The organism is Methylocella silvestris (assembly GCF_002891535.1).
Lineage (GTDB): Bacteria > Pseudomonadota > Alphaproteobacteria > Rhizobiales > Beijerinckiaceae > Methylocapsa > Methylocapsa silvestris_A.
The window spans coordinates 333453-354591 of record NZ_PDZR01000001.1 but is presented as its reverse complement, the minus strand read 5'-3'; the positions used below and the strand labels follow the sequence as shown (position 1 = coordinate 354591).

The 21139-nt window shown below is 65.1% G+C and carries 14 protein-coding genes and 1 other RNA gene; 6 read left to right on the top strand and 9 right to left on the bottom strand.

What is annotated here, in order from left to right; translation table 11 throughout:
- The first annotated feature begins 17 nt into the window (after window positions 1-17).
- Genes CR492_RS01575 through CR492_RS01565 form a run of 3 tightly spaced genes read left to right on the top strand, consistent with a single transcriptional unit; the run spans window position 18 to window position 5530 of the window.
- Entirely contained in the window at window positions 18-3161 is a 3144-nt protein-coding gene (locus CR492_RS01575; protein ID WP_102841941.1) for an efflux RND transporter permease subunit, read from the top strand.
- Entirely contained in the window at window positions 3158-4366 is a 1209-nt protein-coding gene (locus tag CR492_RS01570; RefSeq protein ID WP_102841940.1) for a lytic murein transglycosylase, read from the top strand. The genes CR492_RS01575 and CR492_RS01570 overlap by 4 nt, the downstream gene beginning before the upstream one ends.
- Window positions 4367-4426: 60 nt before the next feature.
- Entirely contained in the window at window positions 4427-5530 is a 1104-nt protein-coding gene (locus CR492_RS01565) for a linear amide C-N hydrolase (protein WP_102841939.1), read from the top strand.
- 95 nt (window positions 5531-5625) lie between these two features.
- Here CR492_RS01565 and CR492_RS01560 read toward each other — a convergent pair whose 3' ends face one another.
- The 8 genes from CR492_RS01560 to CR492_RS01525 all read right to left on the bottom strand — a co-directional run bounded on the left by CR492_RS01560 (window position 5626) and on the right by CR492_RS01525 (window position 11934).
- The gene (locus tag CR492_RS01560; protein ID WP_102841938.1) at window positions 5626-6273 is read right to left on the bottom strand and encodes a glutathione S-transferase family protein; all 648 of its coding nucleotides are present in this window, start codon (window positions 6271-6273) and stop codon (window positions 5626-5628) included.
- Window positions 6273-7409, bottom strand: coding sequence for a tRNA guanosine(34) transglycosylase Tgt (gene tgt / locus CR492_RS01555; RefSeq protein WP_102841937.1), 1137 nt, complete (start codon window positions 7407-7409; stop codon window positions 6273-6275). Before tgt ends, CR492_RS01560 begins: the two co-directional genes overlap by 1 nt.
- Window positions 7406-8491 (bottom strand): tRNA preQ1(34) S-adenosylmethionine ribosyltransferase-isomerase QueA, encoded by a 1086-nt coding sequence (queA, locus tag CR492_RS01550; RefSeq protein ID WP_102841936.1) that lies wholly within the window; start codon window positions 8489-8491, stop codon window positions 7406-7408. The genes tgt and queA overlap by 4 nt, the downstream gene beginning before the upstream one ends.
- Before the next feature lie 42 nt (window positions 8492-8533).
- Window positions 8534-8989: a peptidylprolyl isomerase gene (locus CR492_RS01545; RefSeq protein ID WP_102841935.1), complete on the bottom strand. Its 456-nt coding sequence runs from the start codon at window positions 8987-8989 to the stop codon at window positions 8534-8536.
- 185 nt (window positions 8990-9174) lie between these two features.
- Window positions 9175-9735 (bottom strand): peptidylprolyl isomerase, encoded by a 561-nt coding sequence (locus CR492_RS01540; RefSeq protein WP_432431188.1) that lies wholly within the window; start codon window positions 9733-9735, stop codon window positions 9175-9177.
- Between the two features lie 27 nt (window positions 9736-9762).
- Window positions 9763-10266 carry a pantetheine-phosphate adenylyltransferase gene (coaD, locus tag CR492_RS01535; RefSeq protein ID WP_102841934.1) on the bottom strand — a complete coding sequence of 168 codons (504 nt, stop codon included), beginning with the start codon at window positions 10264-10266 and terminating at the stop codon, window positions 9763-9765.
- Between the two features lie 27 nt (window positions 10267-10293).
- Window positions 10294-11331, bottom strand: coding sequence for an NAD(P)/FAD-dependent oxidoreductase (locus tag CR492_RS01530; RefSeq protein ID WP_102841933.1), 1038 nt, complete (start codon window positions 11329-11331; stop codon window positions 10294-10296).
- Window positions 11332-11613: 282 nt separating this feature from the next.
- Window positions 11614-11934 carry a 2Fe-2S iron-sulfur cluster-binding protein gene (locus CR492_RS01525; protein WP_102841932.1) on the bottom strand — a complete coding sequence of 107 codons (321 nt, stop codon included), beginning with the start codon at window positions 11932-11934 and terminating at the stop codon, window positions 11614-11616.
- A 465-nt stretch (window positions 11935-12399) separates the two neighbouring features.
- On the opposite strand from CR492_RS01525, the gene CR492_RS01515 reads away from it, so the two are divergent.
- Complete coding sequence (locus CR492_RS01515; protein WP_102841930.1) at window positions 12400-19398, top strand: hypothetical protein; 6999 nt, start codon at window positions 12400-12402, stop codon at window positions 19396-19398.
- 55 nt (window positions 19399-19453) lie between these two features.
- On the opposite strand, the gene rnpB is transcribed toward CR492_RS01515, so the two are convergent.
- Window positions 19454-19837: RNase P RNA component class A (gene rnpB / locus CR492_RS01510), an RNA gene on the bottom strand.
- Window positions 19838-20022: 185 nt separating this feature from the next.
- Between rnpB and CR492_RS01505 the strand changes: the two genes are divergently transcribed.
- Complete coding sequence (locus CR492_RS01505) at window positions 20023-20361, top strand: hypothetical protein (protein ID WP_102841929.1); 339 nt, start codon at window positions 20023-20025, stop codon at window positions 20359-20361.
- Window positions 20348-21115, top strand: coding sequence for an N-acetylmuramoyl-L-alanine amidase (locus CR492_RS01500; RefSeq protein WP_102841928.1), 768 nt, complete (start codon window positions 20348-20350; stop codon window positions 21113-21115). The genes CR492_RS01505 and CR492_RS01500 overlap by 14 nt, the downstream gene beginning before the upstream one ends.
- Window positions 21116-21139: the final 24 nt, after the last annotated feature.

The window sequence follows — 21139 nt, the reverse complement described above, 5'->3', positions numbered from 1 at the left end:
AAACCTGAGGCTGGCGCATGATTTCTTCGGTTTTCGTCGATCGGCCCCGGCTCGCCATCGTGATCGCGATCGTCATCACGATCGCCGGCGCGCTGTCGCTGCTGCGAATCCCCTTGTCGCAATTCCCCGACATCGTGCCGCCGCAGGTGCAGGTGACCGCCTCCTATCCCGGCGCCTCGGCCGAAGTGGTCGAAGCCTCCGTGGCGCAGCCGCTCGAAGCGCAGATGGTCGGAGTCGACAAGGCGATTTATATGAAGTCGGCGAGCGGCAACGACGGCAGCTATAATCTGACCGTCAGCTTCGAGCTTGGCACGAACCCCGACATCGCGACCGTCAACGTCAACAACAGGGTTCAGACCGCCCAGGCGCAATTGCCGGAGACCGTGACGCATCAAGGCCTCACGGTGCAAAAACGCTCCTCGGCGATTTTGCAGTTCATGATGCTCTATAGCGAGAATGGCGCGCAGGACCCGCTGTTCATCACCAATTTCGCGACGATCAACGTGCTCGACGAAATCGCCCGGACGCCCGGCGTCGGCCAGGCGATGCTGTTCGGCAAGCTCAAATATTCGATGCGGATCTGGTTCGACGTCGAGCGGCTGATCAGCCTCAATCTCGCGCCGTCCGACGTCATCGCAGCGGTGCAGTCGCAGAACACCCAGGCTGCGATCGGCCGCATCGGCGCGCGCCCGATCGAATCCGACCAGCAATTTCAAATCAATCTGCAGACCCAGGGACGCCTGACGACGCCGGCGCAATTCGGCAATATCGTCGTTCGCGCCAATCCGGACGGCTCGCTCGTCCGCGTCAAGGACGTCGCGTCGGTCGATCTCGGCGCGCAGAATATGGACAATGAAAGCCGCCTGTCCGGCAAGCCGGCGGTGGCGATCGGCATCTATCTGTCGCCGGGCGCCAATGCGGTGCAAACAGCCGCCGCGGTGCAGGCAAAGCTCGAAAAGCTTCAGGCGCGGTTCCCGGAAGGGCTGAAAACGAAGGTCGTCTATGATTCGACGACCTTCGTCTCCGACACGATTCACGAGGTCCTGAAGACCCTGGTCGAGGCCTTCGTCCTCGTGGTCTTCGTCGTGTTCATCTTCCTCGGCTCGATGCGGGCGACGATCATTCCGGCCATCGCGGTCCCTGTCAGTCTCATCGGCACATTTGCGGTGCTGCTGGCGGTCGGCTTTTCCGCCAATACGGTGTCGCTGCTCGCGCTGGTTCTGGCGATCGGCATCGTTGTCGACGACGCCATCGTCGTCGTCGAGAACGTCGAGCGCGTGATGGAGGAGGAGCCGGAGCTCTCGCCGGCTGACGCCACCAAGAAAGCGATGGCGCAGATCACCGCCCCGATCATCGCAATCACTTTGGTGCTGCTTTCGGTGTTCGTGCCGGTGGCGTTCATCCCCAGCGTTTCCGGCCAGCTATTCCGGCAGTTCGCGGTGACGATCAGCGTGGCGATGCTGATCTCGGCCGTGAACGCCCTGACGCTGTCGCCGGCGCTGTGCGCGCTCGTGCTGCGGCCCGGCGGCCACAAGGGCTGGATCATGTCCCGCGTGCTCGGGGCGATCGACAAGACGCGCGACGGCTACGCCCATATCGTCACGCATATCGTGCGCCGCGCCTTCGTCTCGATCGTCCTCGTGCTCGTCGTGGGAGCGGCGATCTACGTCCTCTCGCTCAAGACGCCGGTGGGATTCCTGCCCGAGGAGGATCAGGGCGTCTTCTTCACCGTGGTCCAGCTGCCGGACGGCGCCTCGGTCGATCGCACCAGCGAGGCGATGAAGAAAGTCGAGAAGATCGCGCTCGACATGCCGCAGGTCGACGCCACCTTCTCCATCATCGGCTATTCCTTCCTCGACGGCGTCAGCCAGTCGAACGCCGGCTTCATCGTGGTGAAGCTGAAACCCTTCGCCGCGCGGCCAACCGAGGCCGATTCGGCTCAGGCCCTGATCCGAAAAATCACCGTCGAGGCCGCGGCGATCCGCACCGCCTCGGTGATCGCCTTCAATTTGCCGCCGATCATCGGCCTGTCGACGACCGGCGGCTTCGAATATCAGCTCGAGGGTCTTGAGGGTCAAGATCCTGCGTCGCTTGCGAGCGTGATGCGGGGCATGGTCTCGGCCGCCAACGCTGACCCGGCGCTGACCCGGGTGTTCTCCACCTTCACCGCGACGAACCCCTCGATCTACCTCGATATCGACCGCGAAAAGGCGCAGGCGCTCGGAGTAGACATCGCCCAGATTTTCACCGCGCTACAGGCGACTCTCGGCGGCACTTATATCAACGATTTCAATCTCTACGGCCGCACCTGGCAGGTCAATCTCCAGGCCGACGAACAGAACCGGCGCGATTATTCGTCGATCTGGCAGATCTATATCCGCAACAAATCGAACACGATGGTGCCGATGGCCTCGCTCGCGGCGATGCGCACCATTGTTGGGCCGCAGGTCATCACGCGCTACAATAACTACCGCGCGGTGACGATCAACGGAACCCCGGCGCCGGGCGTGTCTTCGGGCGCAGCGCTCGCGGCGATGACGGCGCTTTCGGCGAAGACGCTGCCGCCTGGCTATTCCTTCGAATGGACCGGCACCGCCTACCAGGAGGCGCAGGCGTCGGGACAGACCGGAACAATCCTCACCCTTGCGCTTTTGTTCGCGTTCCTCTTTCTCGTCGCGCTCTATGAAAGCTGGGTCATTCCCGTTCCGGTCTTGATGTCCGTCTCCGTCGCGGTGCTCGGCGCCTTCGCCGGCGTGTTGATCGCGGGGCTGTCGCTCGATCTTTACGCGCAGATCGGCCTCGTCGTGCTGATTGCGCTTGCCGCGAAGAACGGCATTCTGATCGTCGAATTCGCCAAGGAGCAGCGCGAACAGGGCATGGACATTCGCGAAGCCGCAATTCTTGGCGCGCGGATGCGGTTTCGCGCCGTGATGATGACCTCGATCGCTTTCGTGCTCGGCCTCGTTCCGCTGGTTCTCGCGCATGGGGCGGCGCAGGTCAGCCGCCGCGGCGTCGGCACGCCGGTGTTTTCCGGCATGATCGCGGCGAGCGCTCTCGGCATCTTCCTCATTCCCATGCTGTATGTGGTGTTTGAGACGGCGCGGGAATGGAAATGGAAGGGCAAGGCGAAGCCGCAGCCTGAAGCCGGCGGCGCCGAATGACGACACGGTTTTTCACACGACGCGGATTTGGAGTCTCAGCTCTGGCGGGCGCGGCGCTGCTCGTCGACGTCGCCGGCGTCCGCGCGCAGAGCGATCCTGCGTTCCAGCAATTCCTGCTGGCGCTCTGGCCACGCGCCGAGGCGGCCGGCGTCAGCCGGACGACCTTCGATGCCGCGATTTCGGGGCTGACGCCAGACCCATCCGCGCCCTCCGCCGCGGCAAAACAGGCAGAGTTCGACAAGCCGCTCAAAGACTATCTCGCCTCCGCTGTCTCCAAGACGCGGATCGCGCGCGGGCGCGCTGCGCTTCAGAAATGGGGCGGCGAACTGACGCGCATTTCCCAGCGCAGCGGCGTTCCGCCTGAAATCATCCTCGCCGCATGGGGCATGGAGACGGATTTCGGCGCGGCGCGCGGCGGCAAGGACATTGTCCGCACGCTGGCGACGCTCGCTTATCAGCGACAGGACCGCGAGCTGTTTCGCGACGAATGGATCGCGGCGCTGGTCATTTTGCAAAAGGCATCGGTCCCGCGCGAAAAACTCAAAGGCTCCTGGGCCGGGGCGATGGGCGATCCGCAATTCATCCCCTCCGCCTATCTCAAATATGCGGTGAGCTACGACGGCGCGTCCTTCGCCGACATCTGGGACAGACCGCAGGACAGCCTCGCCTCGATCGCCAATTTTCTGCGCCAGTCGGGATGGAAACCCGGTCTGCCGTGGGGCATGGAGGTCAGGCTGCCGCAAAACTTTGGCTTTTCATCGCTGCATGGCGGCTTTGGCGCCTTCGCGGCGCAGGGCGTCGCCAACGCCGACGGCAGCGCGCTGCGAGCGCAGGGCGAGGCCACACTGTTTCTGCCCTCCGGCGCGACGGGCCCCGCCTTTCTGCTGTCCGACAATTATTGGGTGTTGAAGGCCTATAACAATTCCGATTCCTATGCGCTGTCCCTCAGTCTGCTCGCCGATCGTATCGGCGGCGCCGATCAATTGCGCGGGCGCTGGCCGGAGGGCGAAGTGTTTCTCAGCCGCGCCGACAAATCGACGATCCAGCGCGAATTGCAAAAGCGCGGCTTCTACAAGGGAACCATCGACGGACGTTTCGGGCAGGCCTCGCGCGACGCCATCCATGCGTTTCAACTTGCCGAAAAGATTACTCCGGCGGATGGTGTAGGAACGCTGGACGTGTTGCGGCGACTGGTCCGACAATAGATCTCGGCTCATCTCCCGCCAATGTTTCAAGAAACGCCAAGACAACCAAAAGGGGAAACCATGATCGGGAATCGGGTATACCGAACCATTCTTTCAACCGTCGCGGCCTGCGCCTTGATGCTCAGCAACGTTGCGTCATCTGTTGCCTGCACCGGCATCCGCCTCAAGGCGCAGGACGGCTCGGTCGTCGCCGCGCGAACGCTGGAATTCGCTATCGACCTGCACTCCGATGTGCTCGTTATTCCGCGCGGCTATGCGCGGACGGGAACGACGCCGGACGGCAAGGAGGGCCTGAAATGGACTGCCAAATACGCCAGCGTCGGCGCAAATGGCGTCGGCATGCCGGTGCTGTTCGACGGCCTCAACGAGAAGGGACTTTATGCCGGGTTGTTCTACTTCCCGACCTCGGCCGGTTACATGCCCTATGCGCCGGCCGACGCGGGCAAGACTATCGCGCCATGGGAGCTTGGCTCATGGATGCTCGAGAACTTCGCCAGCGTCGAGGAAGTCAAGGCTCATATCGGCGATATCGTCGTCCCCGCCGTCGTCTTCGCACAATGGGGCTTTGCGCCGGAAGTGCATTTCCGCGTGCAGGACGCCTCGGGCGGCAGCATCGTGGTCGAGTATCTCGATGGCAAGCTTAGAGTTTTCGAGGCGCCGCTCGGCGTTATTACGAATTCGCCATCGTTCGACTGGCATATGACCAATCTGCGCAATTATGTGAATTTCTCGATGACCAACCATCCGCCGGTCCAACTCGGGCCGGTGACGCTGGAACCGTTCGGACAGGGTACCGGGATGCTCGGCATGCCGGGCGATTTCACGCCGCCCTCGCGCTTCGTCCGCGCCGTCGCCTTCAGCCAGTCTGTATTGCCATCAAAGACCGGCGACGACGCCGTGCTTGACGCCTTCCATATTCTGAACCAGTTCGACATTCCAAAAGGCTCAGCCCGCGGACAGGAGAAAGACGCCCACGGCAACATCGAGGCCGACTACACGATTTGGACAGCGGCCAGCAACCTCAAGACGTTGCGCTATTATTTCCGCACTTATGACAACAGCCAGATTCGCATGCTGGATCTTGCAAAGATGAATCCCGACGCAAAGGACATCGCGACCTTCTCGATGAAGGGCGAGGAGATCATCAAATCGCTGAACCCCTGAGCGCAATTTGAGAGGGTCAATTTCCGAGGCCCATCTCGGGCCTGACGCCGAAGGTTGGCGGCGCTGTCAGGCCGCCAAGGCAAAATGATCGTCATCTAATAATCGAGGCGCCCTCGCATCTCGACAAACGGCACCATCACATGCTCGCGATAGGCCGCGCGCTGCTGCAGGCGCTGATACCAAGCCTCGACGTTCGGAAGGCTCGGGCGTTCGATCTCAAGTTCAAAATAGCGGTACAACAAGGCGCCAGCCGGGATATCGGCAAGCGACAGACTATCGCCGGCAAGATACGGGCGCCTCGCAAGGACATCATCAAGAATCTTCCAATAGCTGCCGCATCGGGCGAGGCTTTTTTCGATCGCCGACCAGTCGCGCTGCGCTTCCGGCGTGCGATAGAATCCATAAAAAACGCCGTTGAGAAATTCGGGCTGCAGCGCGCTCTGCGACCAATCCATCCAGCCGTCGATCCTCGATCGAACTGCTGGTTTTTCGTCCCAGAAGCGGCCTTGCCCATATTGCGCGGCCAAATATCTGAGGATCGCCTGCGACTCCCAGATCCCGAGCTCGCCGTCCTCGAGCACCGGCACACGGCCGTGCGGAGTCAGCGCAAGAAGGCGCGGGTCGTGCATGCGCCCGAACGGCCCCCCCGCCGGGATGTGCTCATAGGCGAGACCCAGCTCGCCGATCAACCACAGGACTTTTTGAACATTGACCGAATTGCGCCGTCCCCAGACTACAAGCATCAGAACTCCTCCCCCGCGATCATGCCGCCGCGCCAGCTTTCTTTCGTCTCAGCGCGAAACGCATCGAAGCTGCCGGCCGCAATTGCCGCCCGCATGCCCGCCATCAGCTCCTGATAATAGGCGAGGTTGATCTCGGTCAGCAGCATCATGCCAAGAATTTCGCCCGACTTCACGAGATGATGAAGGTACGCGCGCGAATAGGTTCGCGTCGCCTCATTCGTCGAGCCGGGATCGACAGGCGCCGGATCGTTAGCGTGGCGCGCATTGCGCAGATTGAGTTTTCCCGCGCGCGTGTAAGCCAACCCGTGCCGCCCTGCCCGCGTCGGCATCACGCAATCGAACATGTCGACGCCCCGTGCGACGCTCTCGATCAGATCGTCGGGCGAACCGACGCCCATAAGATAGCGCGGCTTTGACAACGGCAGCTGCGGCGCCGTGCACTCGATCATCGCCAGCATGATGTCTTGCGGCTCGCCGACGGCGAGGCCGCCCAGCGCATAGCCGTCAAACTCCATCCCGACCAGGGCGCGGGCGCTTTCCAGCCGCAGCGCCTGCGAGGCGCCGCCTTGCACGATGCCAAACAGCGCCCGCCCCGGCTGATGCGCAAAGGCTTTCCTCGACCGCTCGGCCCAGCGCAGCGACAGCTCCATGGCGCGGCGCGCCTCGGCATCCGTGCAAGGCAGCTTCACGCATTCGTCGAATTGCATCTGGATGTCGGCGCCGAGCAAATCCTGGATCTGCATCGAGCGCTCGGGCGTCAGCACATGGCGCGAACCGTCGATATGCGACTGAAAAGTGACGCCGTTCTCGTCGAGCTTGCGCAGCTTGGCGAGCGACATCACCTGAAAGCCGCCGGAATCGGTAAGGATCGGCCCCGACCAGTTCATGAAGCGGTGTAGGCCGCCAAGCTCGGCGATCCGCTCGGCGCCGGGACGCAACATCAGATGATAGGTGTTGGCGAGCACGATGTCGGCGCCGAGCGCGCGGACCGCTTCTGGATGCATCGCCTTGACGGTGGCCGCCGTGCCGACCGGCATAAAGGCTGGCGTCCGGATTGTTCCGCGCGATGTGGAGATCGCGCCCGTGCGCGCCGCGCCATCGACGCTGAAGATCCTGAAGGCGAACTCCCCGCTCATGCGGCGCCTCGGGGAGCCGCGGGATGGAGCAGGCAGGCGTCGCCATAGCTGTAGAATCGATAGCCGGCCTCGATGGCGTGTTGATAGGCGTCGCGCATGGTTTGCAGTCCGCTGAAGGCGCAGACCAGCATGAACAGGGTCGAGCGCGGCAAATGAAAATTGGTCAACAGCAGATCGACGGCCCGAAAGCTGTAGCCTGGCGTGATGAAAATCGAAGTGTCGCCGGAAAAAGCCATAAGGGCGCCATCCGGGCTGGCCGCCGATTCAAGAATGCGCAGGCTTGTCGTGCCGGCGGCGACAATGCGCCGTCCGGCGCGGCGCGCGGCGTTGAGGACGCCAGCCGTCTCGGCGCTGACCTCGCCCCATTCGGCATGCATTCTGTGATCGTCGGTATCCTCCGCCTTGACCGGCAGGAAGGTGCCCGCGCCGACATGCAGGGTGACGCGCGCGATCTGGACGCCCTTTGCCACGAGCGCAGCCAGCAGCGCGGGCGTGAAATGAAGGCTCGCGGTCGGCGCCGCGACAGCGCCTGGACGATCTGCGAACAGCGTCTGATAGTCTGCGGCGTCGCTCTCGTCCGTGACGCGCTTCGATGAAATATAGGGCGGAAGCGGCATATGCCCGACGCGGTCGAGCGCGCGGTCGAGCTCGGCGCCCGCGACCTCGAAGCCAAGCAGGACTTCGCCGCCCTCGCCCTTTTCGATGACGCGCGCGGCGAGCTTTTCGTCACCTAATGCGAAAACGATCGTCTCGCCGGCTCTCAGCTTTTTCGCCGGACGCAGGAAGGCGCGCCAGAGATCGCCGCTCTCGCGCTTGTGCAAGGTCGCCTCGATCCGCGCCAAAGCCTCGCCCCTGGCGCGAAACCCGTCGAGCCGCGCGGGAATAACGCGCGTATCATTGACGACGAGCACATCGCCCCTCGCCAACAATTCCGGCAAATCGCGAATGAGACGGTCATCGGGCGTGGCTGGAGACGAACCGCCGGGGCGCACGACTAGGAGGCGGGCGGAATCACGCGGAAGCGCGGGACGCAACGCGATGGACGCGTCCGGCAGATCGAAATCAAATTGATCGACGCGCATGGACGATGGCCGTCAGGCCGCGCTGCGCCGGCCGCCCAAAACTCAGCTCAGCGTGGCGCTGATGATCTTATCCGGATCGCGCACGGGTTCGCCGCGCTTGATCTTGTCGACATTCTCCATGCCGCTGACGACCTTGCCCCAGACGGTATATTGCTTGTCGAGGAAGCGGGCTTCGTTGAAAACGATGAAGAATTGCGAATTGGCGGAATTCGGATCCTGCGCCCGCGCCATGGAGACGACGCCGCGCACATGCGGCTCAGCATTGAACTCGGCCTTGAGGTTTGGATATGTCGATCCGCCCGTGCCGGTGCCATGCGGGCAGCCCGTCTGCGCCATGAAGCCGTCGATCACCCGGTGAAACACGACGCCGTCGTAAAATTTTTCTTCGACCAGCTTCTTGATATGAGCGACATGGCCCGGCGCGAGATCCGGCCGCATCTCGATGACGACCGGACCTTTGGTGGTCTCGAGGGTAAGGGTGTTGCCGGCTTCCGTCATGGGAACTCCTGCATGAGAAATGAGAGGCGCGACAGCGACAGGAAATCGCCTGATGGTGGCGCGGCGGGTGAAGAGAGCGACGGCCGCGCGAAGGTTGGGCGGCGGCCGCCTTTGGCGATCACATAGCCGATGCGCTCGCCAAGGTAAACCGGCGCCAAAGATGAACCGGCGCGCCGGCGGACGGCTTATTTCTTGGCGGGCTCGCTTGCCATCTGCATCTTGACGATCTTGTCGGGCGCGCTGACGGCGCCATTGTCGGCTTTCGAGCCCTTCTTGATCTTGTCGACGACGTCCATGCCGGAGACGACCTTGCCGACGACGGTGTAATTCTTGTTCAGGAAGGAGGCGTCGGCGAAGGTGATGAAGAATTGCGAATTGGCCGAATCAGGGTCCTGCGAGCGCGCCATGCCGACAGTGCCGCGCACGAAGGGCTCGTTGGAGAATTCGGCCTTGATGTTCGGCAGCTTGGAGCCGCCCATGCCGGTGCCGGTCGGATCGCCGGTCTGCGCCATGAAGCCGTCGATCACGCGATGGAACACAATGCCGTCGTAAAATCCCTGCTTGGTCAGCGCCTCGATCTGGGCGACGTGCTTTGGCGCGAGATCGGGGCGCAGCTGGATCGTAATCCGCCCGTCCTTGGTGTCGAGATAGACGGTGTCTTTAAGGTCTTGCGCGCGCGCGGGAGCGCCCGCCGCCAGAAGCGTCAACGCGAGGCCAAGGCCAGCGATCAATCGGTTCAGCATCATCGGATTTTGGTCCCTGTTTGACGAACGTCAGCCGCTCGTTTTGCTTTTTGCCTCGAGCGCGCGCAGCACGGGCTGCGGCACGAAACGCGAGACGTCTCCCCCCATCGCGGCGATCTGGCGCACCAATGTCGCGGTAATATGGCCAACCCCCGGCGAGCCCGCGAAAAACACGGTGCGGATCTGCGGCGCCATCGCCGCATTCATGCCGGCCATCTGCGCCTCATAGTCGAAATCGGAGCCATTGCGCAGCCCGCGGATCAGCATTTGCGCCCCTGCTTCCCGCGCCGCCTCGACAGCAAGGCCCGAAAACGGCCGCACGGACAGGCGGCAGGAGCGCTCTTTGAGAAAATCCCGGCACGATTGCTCGATCAGCGCGGCGCGTTCGGCGACGCTGAACAACGGCGACTTGGACGGGTGTGCGCCAATGCCGACGACGAGTTCGTCGCAGATAGAGGCCGCGCTGGCGATGACGTCGAGATGGCCATTCGTCAGAGGATCGAAGGAGCCGGTATAAAGCGCGATCCGGTTCATGGCGGCTCCTTCGGCGTGACGCCGGCGTTAATGGACTCCGAGCTTTTTCTGCAGATTGGTCGAGGACGTCGTGTACTGGAAAGTCAGCTTCTTGTCCGGATAGACGTAGCGGTGGATCTTCTGCGCCGCCAGCGCCCCCTCATGAAAGCCGCACAGGATCAGCTTCAGCTTGCCGGGATAAGTGTTGATATCGCCGATCGCGAAGACGCCCGGCACATTCGTCTCGAATTTCTCCGTGTCGACCGGCACCAGATTTTCATGCAGATTCAGCCCCCATTCTGCGACCGGCCCGAGCTTCATGGTGAGGCCGAAGAAGGGGATGAGCCGCTCGCAGGCAATGTCGCGCAAGGCGCCGTCGGCGCCCTTCAGCGTCAGCCCGCGCAATTGCCCGCCCTCGCCTGTGAGCGAGGCGACCTGGCCGATATGCAGATCGATGAGGCCGTTTGCAACCAGTTCGCGCATCGCCTTGACGGAATGCGGCGCGCCGCGGAAATCGTCGCGGCGATGGATCAGCGTCAGCCGTTCGACGATCGGCTGGAGATTGAGCGTCCAGTCCAGCGCGGAATCGCCGCCGCCGACGATGACGACGTGGCGGCCGCGGAAATCCTCCATCCTGCGCACGGCGTAGAAGACGGAACTCCCCTCATAGGCCTCGATGCCCTCGATCGGCGGCTTTTTTGGCTGGAACGAGCCGCCGCCCGCCGCGACGATGATGGATTTGCACTCGAATATCTTGCCGCCGGTGGCGCTCACCCTGAACAGCGGCGCCTCCGCCGTTCCAAGCGGTTCGATCGCCTCGACCATCTCGCCGTAATGGAACGTCGGATGGAACGGCTCGATCTGCTGCAGCAGATTATCGACGAGGCCCTGCCCGGTGACAATCGGATAGCCGGGAATGTCATAGATCGGCTTTTCGGGGTAGAGCTCGCTGCATTGGCCGCCAGCCTTCGGCAGGATGTCGACGAGATGGCTCTTGATATCCAGAAGGCCAAGTTCGAAGACGGCGAAAAGCCCGGCCGGCCCGGCGCCGACGATCACCACGTCGGTCTTGATGGTTTCGCTCATAAAATGCTCCTTGCGCCGGTCGCAAATGGCGGCCCCGCCTGCGCCCCGGCGGGCCTCACCCGAGGCGCAATCCCCTCTTTAAACACCGGGAATTCGGCGCGCGATCCTCTAAGGCCATGCTCTAGAGCGCCTATCGACCACATGTGATCGACAAGAAATCGCTCCACATCAATAAGTTGGAGCATGTCGTCATCATCCAGACGATTCCATCTGAACGCGACATGCTCTAGCCGCAGCTTGGCCGCGTTGCAAATCGCAGCGCCGCCAATTTGCAAAAAGGGGCTAGCCTTGACGGTCGGGGGTCGTCACATGCAACCCGTCGAGCTCTTCCGTCACCGTGATCTGGCAGGAGAGCCGCGAATTCGGCTGCACCGCATAGGCGAAGTCCAGCATGTCTTCCTCCTGCTCGGAGGCCTTGCCGGTCAGCGTCCCCCAAGGGTCGTCGACATAGATATGGCAGGTCGCGCAGGCGCAGCCGCCGCCGCATTCGGCGGCGATCTCGGGAATCGCGTTGCGGATCGCGGCCTCCATCACGGTCGAGCCCACTTCCGCGTCGACGGTTCGGGCTTCGCCGAGGGAGTCGACGAAAGTTATTTTCGGCATGAATGTCGCTTAAGCTCTGTTACGGCGAAGAAATTGCGGACGCCGGCGGCGTCCCGCGAATGTTCCAGCCTCGGACAAGGACTAAGGTCTAATCTTTCAGCCGCAGTTCATGGCCGAAGTTCGCCGATCCTGCAAGAGCGGAATGGCTGATCCCGAAACAGCGAAATAAAGGACGCGCCTCGCCCGGAGATAAGGGCTCGGGCGCCCGGCGATCGCCCAACCGGATCGTCGCAACAACGCCACAATCAGGCCGACCCATGGCCGCGCCGGCGCGCAGTTTTTCATGTCCTCGCCCGAGAGCGGCGACCGCCGCGTTAACGATGTTTCCAGTCGCTTTCCGGCTGCGGTTTGAATCCATGGGATGGGGATGTAAAGTAACATTTGATTAACTTTACGCTTGCGCTGCGCTGCTCGACTGCCGCTAGACCTTAAACGCCCTCGTGAATATCTTTAAAGAGGAACCAGATGGCGCGCTCCCCCAAAATCCACGATCCGGCTGCGGAGGCGCTTCTTGCCATCGAAGAAGCGCTGAACCTGCGCGGCGGCGATCCCTTTGGAGCGTCGCAGGAGCCCTTGGTCGAGGCGCCCCCAGAGGCAAGCCACAGCGAAAAGCAACCCCTTCGCGGCGCCGGCAATGGGCCACGCATGCCTTCAACCAGCGAGGACCCGCTGCTGCCCTCGCCGGGATCGAGCTTCGCTGCGGCCGTCGCCGAAGCCTCCTCGGGCCAGATCCGGCGCAGCGCATCTCCCGCCAATGACGACCGCCATTCGGCCGGCGAGATGCTGCGCAAGCTTCAGGCGCGGCCGAGCCGGACGCCGACCATCGTCGCCGCGATCGCCTCGCTCGCCTGGGTCGCGCTGACGCTCGGCTATCTGCTGGCCCACCGCGAGGCGCTTTTTGCCGGTCCGGAGGGTTCGACCCTTCCCGTCGGAGCCCTCTATTTCCTGACGATCGCCGGACCGGTCGTGTTCTTCTTCATCACAGCGATGATGATCCGACGCGCCCAGGAGATGCGGGTCACCGCCCGCTCCATGACCGAAGTGGCGCTGCGCCTCGCATCGCCGGAGACGGCGGCGACCGAACAGATGGTGACACTGTCGCAGGCAATCCGGCGCGAGGTCGCCTCGATGGGCGACGGCATCGAACGGGCGCTGGCGCGCGCCGGCGAACTCGAGACGCTGGTGCGGTCCGAAGTTTCCAATCTGGAGCGCTCCTATTTCGACAATGAGCGGCGCGTTCGCGCCCTGATCGACGAACTCGCCACGGAGCGGGACTCCGTCCTCGCCAACGCCGACCGCGTCCGCGGCGCGATTTCCCAGACCCATGAGGCCGTCTCGCGCGATATCGAGACAGTCTCGACACGGTTTTCCGAGCGGGTCGGCGCGGCCGCGGCCGAGGTCGGCGCCGCGCTCAACGCCAAGGGGGAGGAGATCACGAATGCGCTCAACCGCGGCCGCAACGATCTGATCGAGAGCCTCTCGAACCACGGCAACGACCTCGTCGGCCGGCTGACCCAGCGCGGCGAGGCGGCGACCGCCGATCTCGCGCAGGCGAGCGCCGGCGTCGCGCAGACCCTGGACGAGCGCCTCGCGGAGATCAACGCCCGTCTGAGGGATGCGCAGGAAGCGCTCGCCGCCGATCTTGGCGCGCGCGGGGACTCCCTCGCCCAGCGGCTCTCGGTCGTCGGCGCGGACATCGCTGACACCGTGACGTCGCGCGGCGACAGCCTCGCGACTCGGCTCGAAGCAACAAGCGGACGCCTGCATGAGGTGGTGGCCGTTCAGGGCGGCGCGCTCGGCGAGAGCCTCGCGGAAGCCGGCGACCGCTTCAGCCAGATGATCACGGAGCGCGTCAGCTCCGCCCGCGATACGCTCGACCAGTCGGGCCAATCCCTGGTCGCGTTGTTCGGAGCGGGCAGCGACCGCCTGCAGTCGGAATTCGACCGCACCGGCGGCGACTTGCAGCGAAATCTCTTGGCCGCCGCTGAATCGACCGCCGCGACCCTGTCCGCCCATGCCGAGAGCCTGCGCGGAACCCTCGCCCATTCGGTCGAGGAAACAGTTACGCGGCTCGACGATCACGCAAATCGCGTCCATACGCATCTTTCGCTGACGACCGATGACGCCATCGCCGCCTTCGCCGGCCGCAGCGAGCAGCTGAGCGAGCAGCTCGCCGCAACGCTCGAAGGCACGCTTGGCGCGCTCAACGATCATTCGGCGTTCATGAGCGAACGGCTGGATTCCGCCGCCGAACAGGCGGCCACGGATTTCGCCGGCCGTTCCGAAGCGCTGCATGAAAGGCTGACCGCGACGATCGACGACACGCTCGGCGCCCTTGCCGAACGCTCCGAACAGGTCGCCGCCGAATTGGACGCTTCCTCGCGCCGCTCGGCTGCCTTGCTCGGCGATCAGACCGAGGGAGTGCAGCAGCGGCTTTCGGGAACGCTGGAGACGCTTCATGCGCGGCTGGCGGCGACGGTCGAGGAAACCCTCGGGGCGCTCGCGGACCGCTCCGGGCAGGTCGCCGAAGAGCTCGACGCGTCCTCGCGCCGCTCCGCCACCCTGCTCGGCGACCATGCGGAGAGCCTGCAGCATCAAATCAGCGCGACGCTCGAAGCGCTCGACCGCCATGCGCAGGATCTCGGCGGGCGCCTCGGCGCCCTGAGCGAGCACTCGCTCGGCGCCTTTATCAGCCAGACGGAATCCTTGCACGAACGTCTCAACGCCACCGTCAACGCCCTCGACGAACATTCGAATTCGATCAGCCGCCGCCTCGCCGCGAGCGCGCAGGACTCGGCCGGCGCCCTCGCCGCGCAAACGCAGACGTTGCAGGAGCGCCTCGCCGCCGCCGTCGACACGGCCAACGAACGGTCGGACGAGATTGCCCGGCGCATCGCCGACGGCGCGCGCGACCAGAGCGAAACTCTCGCTGCCCGGACCGATGAGCTGCAGGCGCAGCTCGGCGCGACCATCGACGCGGTCGACACGCATCTCGAGGAGATCGGCCGCCGCCTCGCCGTCGTTTCGGAAAGCTCTGTCGGCGCGCTCGCCGAACAGACAGCGGCTTTGCAGGACCGGCTCAGCGCGGTCGCAAGGACGGTCAATGAACACGCCAGCGAAATCAGCCGCCGGCTTGCTTCGAGCGCGCGCGACTCGGTCGGAACCCTGGCCGAGCGCACACAGGCTCTGGAGCAGCGCATCGAGGCCGCGCTGAGCCTTCTCAACGAAAAATCGGACGCCATCGGCGAACGGCTCGCCTCAACCGCGGAACAGTCGGCCGACGCCGTAGCCGGCCAATCCGAGGCGCTGCGCGAGCGGCTCGGCGCCGCTATCGCCGCTTTGACGGCGCATAATGAAGAGATCGCCCGCCGCGTCGAGGCGGCTGCGCAGCAATCGGCGGGCGCTCTTGCCGGCCAGGCGGATTCGCTGCAGGAGCGCCTTGGCGCCGTCGTCGCCGCAATCGACGAGCATTCCGACGCCATCGCCGGGCGCCTCGCGGCCACCGCGGATCTGTCGGCCGGCGCGCTCGCCGAACGGACCGAAGCGCTGCATGAAAGGCTCGGCGCCGTGGTCGGCGCGCTCGACGAGCATTCCATCGAGATGAGCGAGCGTCTCGAGGCGACCGCGCATTATTCGATCGGCGCCTTCGCCGAACACAGCGAAGCGCTGCATCAGCGCCTCAACAACACGCTCGCCGAGACTCTCAGCGCCCTGACGCAGCACACTGAGTCGATGAGCGGCCGCCTCGATTCGACGGCGCAATTCACGGTCGACGCCTTCAGCGGCCATGCCCAAAGCGTGCATGAGCGGCTCGAAGCGACGCTGTCCGAGGCGCTTGCGAGCCTCACCGCGCATACCGATGACGTCAGCACGCGCCTGTCCGAAACCGCCCGCCAGTCGGCCGACGCGCTGACCTCTCCGGTCGAAGCGTTGCGCGAGCGGCTCGCGGGAACCGTCGCGACGACGCTCGGCGCGCTGAGCGACCACGCCGCCGAAATCAGCGAACAGCTCGCAGCAACCGCCGCCAATTCCGCCGGGGCGCTGACAAGCCAGACCGACTCCCTGCGCGAACGCCTGCGCGCGACGCTCAGCGAATCGCTGGCGGCGCTCGACGCGCACGCCTCCGAAATGGGCGCGCGGCTGGCCTCGAGCGCCGATTCATCGGCGAATGCTCTTGGCGCGCGCACCGAGGCGCTCAGCGAGAGGCTCGCCCTCGCCGTCGGCGAGACGCTTGGCTCCCTGACAAAACACGCCGACGATGTGAATCAGCGCCTGAACGCCGCTGTCGGCGAAACGCTGCTGACCCTCGGGGCGCAGACCGACCGCGTCAACGAACGCCTTGAGGCGACGACGCAACGTTCGGTCGGCGCGCTCGCCAGCCATACCGAGTCCTTGCAGACCAGACTGGCCTCGACCCTCGGCGAAACGCTCGGCGCGCTTTCCGGCTATTCGGACGAGATGCAGGATCGCCTGCAAGGGATCGGCCGCCAGTCGCTCGGCGCCTTCGCCGACCATACGGCGGGCCTCGAGGAGCGCCTGACCCTGATGCTTGGCGAAGCCTTCGCCACGCTGACAAGCCAGGCGCGCGAGCTCACCGACCACCTGTCCGCGCGCAGCCAGGAAGCGGTGCTGGCTTTCGCCGGCGAAACCCAGGCGCTGCAGGAAAGCTTCGACGCCACGGCGCAGCAGGCCGCCGCCGCCATCGGCTACCATGCAAGCGACCTCAACGACCGCTTCGTCGAAACGGCCTCACAGGCGATCGACGCGATCGCCGTCCATAGCGAGCGCATCAATGAGGCGCTGTCCTCGCGCCTCGCGATGTTCGAGGAGACATTCCTCGATCACGGCGGCGCAGTCGCCTCGAATCTTAGCGACCAGACCGAGCGATTCACGGCGACGCTGTCCGACCGTCTTGGCGCGATCGAGAACACGCTGACCGTGCGCGGCGGCGATCTCAACGAACGGCTCGCCCAGCGCGCCGGCGAAACGGCGCGGGCGCTCGAAGGACAGATCGGCGACTTCGAAAACCGGACGACAGCGCGAGCGCAGGAAATCGGACAAACGCTGCAGGCGCTGACCGAACGCTTCGACGCCGGCTTTGCATCGCGCGCCATGGCGCTCGACGCCGCCCTCAACGCGCGCGCCGGCGAACTCGCGCGGATGCTGGGCGAAGGCAGCGACAATGTGATCCACGCGCTCGACGACAAGGCGAGGGAGATCCAGGCCGCGCTCGCCTCGGGCGCAGCCGATCTGGCGCAAAGCCTGTCGGATCGGGCGGCGGAGATCGACGCGACCTTCGCGGCGCAGGCGCGCTCGATCGCAACGACGCTCGACACGCGCGTGGCCGAATTCGAAACGCAGATCGCAGGCCGGCTCGACCTCACCGCGAACGAGCTCGAATCGCGCGGCCGCGCTGTGGCCGAGGCCATCGCGGCCCGCACCAGCGAAATCGGCGATACGCTCGGTCAGCACGCGAGCGACATCAATGCCGCGCTCGACCGCGAGCAAGGGCATGTCGCCGCCTCGCTGTCTGGACGGGCCGCCGAAATCCGCGATCTGCTCACGCAGGCGACAGAAGATCTCGACGCGACCCTCGCCGGCCGCGCAGGCGAGATCGGCGATGCGCTCGGCGTGCGCGTCAATGAGATCAGTCTCGTTCTGGCCGACCGGCTCGCCGATATCGAGGGCGCGCTCGGCGGACGCGGCGAAGCGCTGCATCAGGGCTTGCTCGAAAGCGCCGAGAGCCTGCGCGACCTGTTCGACCGGCGCGGCTTTGATCTCGTCGCGGCCCTCTCCGCGCGCGGCGGCGAAATCGCCGACGAGATGACGAGTGTCGGCGATCTCGTGACGCAGACGATCGAAGGCCGCGGCTCAGCCATCGTGCAGCATCTTGGTGCCAAGCAGATCGAGCTCGCCGAGGCCATCGACCGCTCGGCGGCGCATCTGCGTGACGCCTTCGAGGCCGGCGCGGCACAATCGCTCGGCGCCCTGATCGACGCCAATGGCAAACTCGGCGCGGAAATGAAAGAAGTGATCGATCGTCTTGTCGCCGGCAGCGTCGCGCTGCAGGAGCAAATCTCGAACGCCAACGTCGATTTCGCCGGCGTCGAGACGACGCTCGGCCGCCGCATGGACGAATTCCGGACCGTGCTCGCCGCCGTTTCGGGCGAAGTCGCGCGGCTGAACGAGGCGGCCGGAGCAACCGTGCGCGAGGCGGGCGGCCTTGCGGAAATGATCGCCGCGCATCGCGATGCGATCGCCTCGTCGGCCGGCGACCTTGTCCGCTCGCAGGACGAACTCGATCAATCCCTTGAGACGCGGCGCGCTTCCCTTGAGACGCTAATCGGCGCGCTGGAGCTGCGCCGTCGTGATTTTGAGGCGATGATGGGCGCCTTCTCGGAAAATATGGAGCAGGCGTTCGAGACGGTCGAAGGTCGGGCCCGTGAAATCAGCGCCTTCATGACGGAGAGCGTCGGAGCCGCCGCCGGCGAGGCCGGCCAGCAATTGGCGGGCATCCGCGCCACTGTCGTTGAGGGACGCGAACGGGCCGCCGCGGCGATGCGGCTCGCCTGCGAGGAGGCCACCGCCGAAATCGACGGCTTCTACAGCCAGAGTTCGGAGCGCTTCCAGTCGTCCGTCGCCGACCTTCGCGACATGGCGCGGAACATTCAGGACGAACTGGCCGCGACGCGGGAGCTTTTGAAGACGAGCGTCGCGGAACTGCCGCAGGAGACGGCGCTGCAGGCCGCCTCGATGCGCAAGATCGTCGCCGACGAGATCCGGGCGCTGAAGGAATTGAGCGACATCGTCACCCGCTCCGGTCGTTCGCTCGACGTCTCGGCGCCGGCCGAACGGTCCGGCGCCGGCGCCCCCACCCTCCGCCCGTCGCCGCCGGTTCGTCCGCAAGAGCCTGCGCGCGCCCCCGAACCGCCGGCTCCGATCGCGCCGCGCCAGCCGCAAAGTCCGGCGGGGCCTGCGGAGCGCAGCGGATGGCTGTCGGACCTCCTCGCGCGCGCCTCGACCGAAGAGACGGCGCCCGCCCGCCCGCAGCGCGATCTGCGGCCGAAGGCCCTCGCGCCTGCGCCGCTCAGCGCTCCGCCCGCGACCGCGGCGCAAAACGCCAGGCCGCTCGAAGGCATCTCGCTCGACATCGCCGGCATGATCGACTCCGAAGCCTTCACCGCGGCCTGGGATCGCTATCGCCGTGGCGAACCGCGGCCCTTCTTCGAGCGGATCTATATCGGCCGCGGCCGCCAGACCTTTGATGAAGTGCGCCGGCGCTACCGGCTCAATCCGGAGTTCCGCGCGACGATCGACCGCTATGTGCAGGAATTCGAACGCCTGCTCAACGACCTCGATCACGACGGCGCCGACGCCGCCATGACGCAGAGCTATCTCGCCTCGGAGACCGGCATGGTCTACACCATGCTGGCGCATGCCTCGGGCCGGTTCGGTCAGGCTTAAAAATGGCGAAGCATTGGAGCCGCGCCCGACGCGCGGCTCCAATTTCGCCGTGAGGGGCGCCAGCCGGCCTGTAAGCCGGGTTCTGTACGGCGCCGCAGAAATCCACGGCGCGCGATGGCCATTCCTCTGGGACGGCCGTTGCCGGCCGCCTCGAGCAACCAACCCGGGCGACAATCCAGAGAAGGATCTGGGGCCTTCGCCCCGCGTCGCCCCTATTCGGTTTTGCTCCCGGTGGGGCTTGCCGTGCCGCTCATGTCGCCATGCGCGCGGTGCGCTCTTACCGCACCGTTTCACCCTTACCCCCGACGCAAGCCGGATGGCGGTCTGTTTTCTGTGGCGCTTTCCCTGGGGTCGCCCCCGCCGGACGTTATCCGGCACCGTTTCTCTGTGGAGCCCGGACTTTCCTCCACCCTGAGGCGGCGGCCATCCAGCCGACTGGCGCTTGCGGGATAGGCCTGAAGCCGCGCCGCGTCAATGCGCTTTGCTTTTCTGCGACGGCCGACGCTGATGTGTCGAAAAAGGCGCAGGAACGTAGCAAATCCTTAATAAAACCGGGTTCTGACTTGACCCTCCCGCTTTCGTCGCGAGATTGGCGCGACGATAGACGCAATGCTAGGAACAGGCATGAAGAAAAACCTTCCCTTCGTGGTCGCCGTCGCAGCTTCTCTGGCGCTTGCCGGCTGCGGCTACACGCCGGAACAGCGGGCGCTCAGCGGCGCCGGCCTTGGCGGCGCGACCGGCGCCGCGATCGGCGGCCTTGCTGGCGGCAATGTCGGTTCCGCGGTGCTTGGCGGCGTGCTTGGAGCCGCGACCGGCGCGATCGTCGGCGCCAATACGCGTCCGCCCAATCCGCCGCCGCCGCCGCCCGGCTATTATCCGCCGCCGCCGCCGCCGCCGCGTTGCGCACGCGTGGTCTGGGACGCTTATGGCAATCCATTCTGCCAGGGCTATGCTGGTTACTAAGACGCATTCCGCGCTGCCGATGACTCTATGCGCCTCGCCGAACCACGGCGAGCGCAAGGGCGGCAAGACGCCAAACTCGCTCATCCTGCATTATACCGGCGTGCCGACGGGCCAGGCCGCGGTGGCGCTGTTGTGCGACCCGGCGAGCGAGGTCTCGGCCCATTACGTCGTGATGCCGGATGGCGAGATCATGCTGCTGGTGCCGGAGGCGCGCCGCGCCTGGCACGCCGGACGCGGCATCTGGGCGGGCGAGACCGATATGAACGACGTCTCGATCGGCATTGAAATCGCCCATCCCGGCCACAAGGACGGTCACGCTGCGCATCCCTATCCAGAGGCGCAGATCGCCTCCGTGACGGCGCTTTGCCGCGATATCATCGAACGCTGGCGAATCGCCCCCGACCGCGTGCTCGCCCATTCGGACATCGCGCCCGACCGCAAAATCGACCCGGGCGAGTTTTTCCCTTGGGACTGGCTCGCGCATTCGGGGATCGGCCATTATGTCGCCCCCTGCCCGATCGCTGAGGGACCGCGGATCGACCATGACTCACGCGGCGCCGAGGTCGAGGAATTGCAGGCGATGCTTGGCGCCTATGGCTATGGCGCGCCGGTCAGCGGCGCCTATGACGCGCGCACCCAATGCGTCATCCGCGCCTTCCAGCGCCATTTCCGGCCGGCGCTGGTCGACGGGATCGCTGATTTCTCAACCGTCGCCACTTTGAGAAAGCTGCTGGCGATGCGCCCCCGCGCTTAAGAGGCGATCGCCGAAAATTTGGAG

Coding starts and splice junctions, on each gene's coding strand:
- CR492_RS01575 (WP_102841941.1), top strand. CDS start 18: ATGATTTCTTCGGTTTTCGTCGATCGGCCCCGGCTCGCCATCGTGATC.
- queA (WP_102841936.1), bottom strand. CDS start 8,491: ATGCGCGTCGATCAATTTGATTTCGATCTGCCGGACGCGTCCATCGCG.
- CR492_RS01500 (WP_102841928.1), top strand. CDS start 20,348: ATGCTGGTTACTAAGACGCATTCCGCGCTGCCGATGACTCTATGCGCC.
- CR492_RS01565 (WP_102841939.1), top strand. CDS start 4,427: ATGATCGGGAATCGGGTATACCGAACCATTCTTTCAACCGTCGCGGCC.
- CR492_RS01540 (WP_432431188.1), bottom strand. CDS start 9,735: ATGATGCTGAACCGATTGATCGCTGGCCTTGGCCTCGCGTTGACGCTT.
- CR492_RS01525 (WP_102841932.1), bottom strand. CDS start 11,934: ATGCCGAAAATAACTTTCGTCGACTCCCTCGGCGAAGCCCGAACCGTC.
- CR492_RS01515 (WP_102841930.1), top strand. CDS start 12,400: ATGGCGCGCTCCCCCAAAATCCACGATCCGGCTGCGGAGGCGCTTCTT.
- CR492_RS01530 (WP_102841933.1), bottom strand. CDS start 11,331: ATGAGCGAAACCATCAAGACCGACGTGGTGATCGTCGGCGCCGGGCCG.
- tgt (WP_102841937.1), bottom strand. CDS start 7,409: ATGAGCGGGGAGTTCGCCTTCAGGATCTTCAGCGTCGATGGCGCGGCG.
- CR492_RS01545 (WP_102841935.1), bottom strand. CDS start 8,989: ATGACGGAAGCCGGCAACACCCTTACCCTCGAGACCACCAAAGGTCCG.
- coaD (WP_102841934.1), bottom strand. CDS start 10,266: ATGAACCGGATCGCGCTTTATACCGGCTCCTTCGATCCTCTGACGAAT.
- CR492_RS01570 (WP_102841940.1), top strand. CDS start 3,158: ATGACGACACGGTTTTTCACACGACGCGGATTTGGAGTCTCAGCTCTG.
- CR492_RS01505 (WP_102841929.1), top strand. CDS start 20,023: ATGAAGAAAAACCTTCCCTTCGTGGTCGCCGTCGCAGCTTCTCTGGCG.
- CR492_RS01560 (WP_102841938.1), bottom strand. CDS start 6,273: ATGCTTGTAGTCTGGGGACGGCGCAATTCGGTCAATGTTCAAAAAGTC.